3 protein-coding genes and 1 pseudogene are annotated in these 2408 nt (G+C 40.7%); all 4 read left to right on the forward strand.

The features are described 5' to 3' along the window. The coding region (locus tag AB4384_RS23005; RefSeq protein ID WP_372130162.1) for a DUF1611 domain-containing protein at nt 1-711 on the forward strand (711 nt) is incomplete at its 5' end. Continuing rightward, nucleotides 708-1833 (forward strand): annotated as a pseudogene (locus tag AB4384_RS23010) (alanine/ornithine racemase family PLP-dependent enzyme). The gene AB4384_RS23005 and the pseudogene AB4384_RS23010, both read left to right, overlap by 4 nt. After that, nucleotides 1790-2155, forward strand: a complete 366-nt coding sequence (gene gspS2 / locus AB4384_RS23015; protein WP_016788065.1) for a type II secretion system pilot lipoprotein GspS-beta — start codon at nt 1790-1792, stop codon at nt 2153-2155. The pseudogene AB4384_RS23010 and the gene gspS2 overlap by 44 nt, the downstream one beginning before the upstream one ends. Then, nucleotides 2156-2386, forward strand: coding sequence for a hypothetical protein (locus AB4384_RS23020; RefSeq protein WP_004735670.1), 231 nt, complete (start codon nt 2156-2158; stop codon nt 2384-2386). It begins immediately after the preceding gene. Nucleotides 2387-2408: the final 22 nt, after the last annotated feature.

The raw sequence follows: 2408 nt of genomic DNA on the forward strand, positions 1-2408 counted from the left end.
TTAAAGAATAACGTTCGAATATTCGATACTCGCAAACCCAAAAGTAAAGGCGATCTGAAAACGTTTAGCGGGAAAATACACAACGTTAAATGTCCGAGAATTGCTGTAATGGGGACGGATTGCGCGCTAGGAAAACGAACAACAGCAACAATATTGGCGAATGAACTGACTAAAAAAGGCCTTAACGTCGTTCTGATTGCCACTGGTCAAACAGGTATTATGCAAGGCGCACAATACTGCGTTGCACTCGATGCAGTCCCTTCACAATTTTGTGCCGGTGAATTGGAATCTGTCATTGTACAGGCCTATGAAAAAGAAAATCCGGATCTGATAATTGTTGAGGGGCAAGGAGCCTTGAGTCACCCTGCGTTTTCAACCAGCGCTTTTATCTTACGTGGCAGTTGTCCAACGGGTGTGATACTGCAACATGCCCCTAAACGTTTATATCGTAGTGATTTTCCTGATTGCCCAATGCCTTCGATTGCCTCAGAAATCAATCTTATCGAAACGTTTTCTAATACCAATGTTATTGGACTAACACTGAATCATGAAGATATGTCGTTGGATGAAACACGTTGTGCGATAGACACTTACACTACCGAATTTGGTCTACCGGTTACTGATGTCTTGTCACAGCCTGTTGAACATCTACTGCACATCGTAACGTCAGCCTTCCCTATAATAGCAAGTAAACTGGCCGAAAAAGGGTGAACTACCCTAGGTTAGACATCGATTGTGGGAAAGTTCATCATAACGCTCAGTTCCTGATTTCTCAGTTATCACTGAAAAATATATCCGTTACGCCTGTAACAAAAGTCTTCCTCGGCCACCCTATCATCGCACAAGTTCTTATTGATGCTGGCGCAACAATGTTAGCCGATTCAAGAATCGAAAATCTTCAAAAGATGACTGAAATTGGCATTGCTATCCCTAAAATGCTGATACGTACACCCATGCTCAGTCAAGTGGCAAGCGTAATAAAATACAGTGATATGAGTTTAAACTCTGAAGTTGAAGTGATTCAGAGGCTTTCACATGCAGCGGAACAACAAAATTGCTGTCACGGTATCATTATTATGGTTGAGCTTGGCGATCTCAGAGAAGGTGTGATGCCAAATCGCGTGATTGATTTTATCCGAGAGATTATTTCTTTACCAAACATCACGATAAAAGGAATTGGTACGAATTTAGCCTGTCGGTATGGTGTCGCTCCAGATGATCAAAATATGAGTATTCTTTCTGAGCTTGCCGATGGAATTGAAGCTACATTTGGGGTCAGTCTAGAAATTATTTCAGGGGGTAATTCTGCTTCAGTTAACTGGGCTCTTCAGAGAACAGGCTTAACTCGAGTCAATAACCTTCGTATAGGAGAAGCAATTTTTTTAGGCTGTGAGCCTTTAGAGCACGAAAATATCAAAGGCTTACATACGGATGCGGTTTCTTTGACCGCTGAAGTGATTGAATCCAAGACTAAACCGACTTTGCCTTGGGGGAGTCGGGGGTTAAATGCTTTTGGTGAAAAAGAAAACCTTCAAGATAGAGGGGAGGTCTCACAAGCTATTCTAGCATTAGGCCGCCAAGATGTTTGTGTCAGCGGGCTTAAGGCTCCGAATGGGATTAAGATCATGTCTTCAACCAGTGATCATCTTGTCCTTGAATCCTCACAGAAACCACTATTTGTAGGGGAAAAAGTCACATTCAGTTTAGATTACAGTGCGCTCTTATCTTCTATATCTTCACGTTATACCCATAAATATTTTAAGGCACCTAAAGGAAGAAGGAGCGCATAATGCTACGAACAACTGTAATTCTCTTCGTCAGTGTCATGCTTAACGGTTGTCAGATAAGCCCAATAAAATCTAATGGACTTGCCGATTATAGAGCGACAGTTATTTCAAGCCAACTTCCACAAGAGTTAGGCTCAATCACACTCGTAAATGCACAGTCAGAGGGCGATAGTGTCACTCTTGTTTTCGTAAAAAAGAAAACTTTGAATATGGACCGCTTAGTAGAAAAAGTCGCCGTTAGTTTTTGTGACAACATCGAAATAAGACCACTATTAGAGAGTGGGATCTCTTATCGAATCATTACCTTAGGAAAAAATGAGAAAGTAGAAAGCCTTAACGTCATTTCTCTAGCTAAGTGCTCTAATTGAATGCTTAGCAGTCGAATGGATAAAAGCCAATACGAGTTGTTCAATGTACTCAATGACACTATTTTATTGAGGTTTGACCGCCTTACGCCTTGGGAAAAAAACTTTATCACAGAGTTACACCATAAGGTCGTAACTAGACAACTCATTTCAATTAAACAAAAACAGCTTGCTTTAAAAATTTCAATGAAAGCCTATAAATCAAAGAAGAAAAACGCGCGTTCCAACGTTTAATTTAAGCTTGTGTATACCTAAT

It is taken from the genome of Vibrio sp. 10N.261.51.A4 (assembly GCF_041471945.1).
In the GTDB taxonomy this organism is placed as follows: domain Bacteria; phylum Pseudomonadota; class Gammaproteobacteria; order Enterobacterales; family Vibrionaceae; genus Vibrio; species Vibrio crassostreae_C.

What these genes read in the sequence shown, in the direction of transcription:
- gspS2 (WP_016788065.1), top strand. Translation starts at nt 1,790, where the DNA reads ATGCTACGAACAACTGTAATTCTCTTCGTCAGTGTCATGCTTAACGGT.
- AB4384_RS23020 (WP_004735670.1), top strand. Translation starts at nt 2,156, where the DNA reads ATGCTTAGCAGTCGAATGGATAAAAGCCAATACGAGTTGTTCAATGTA.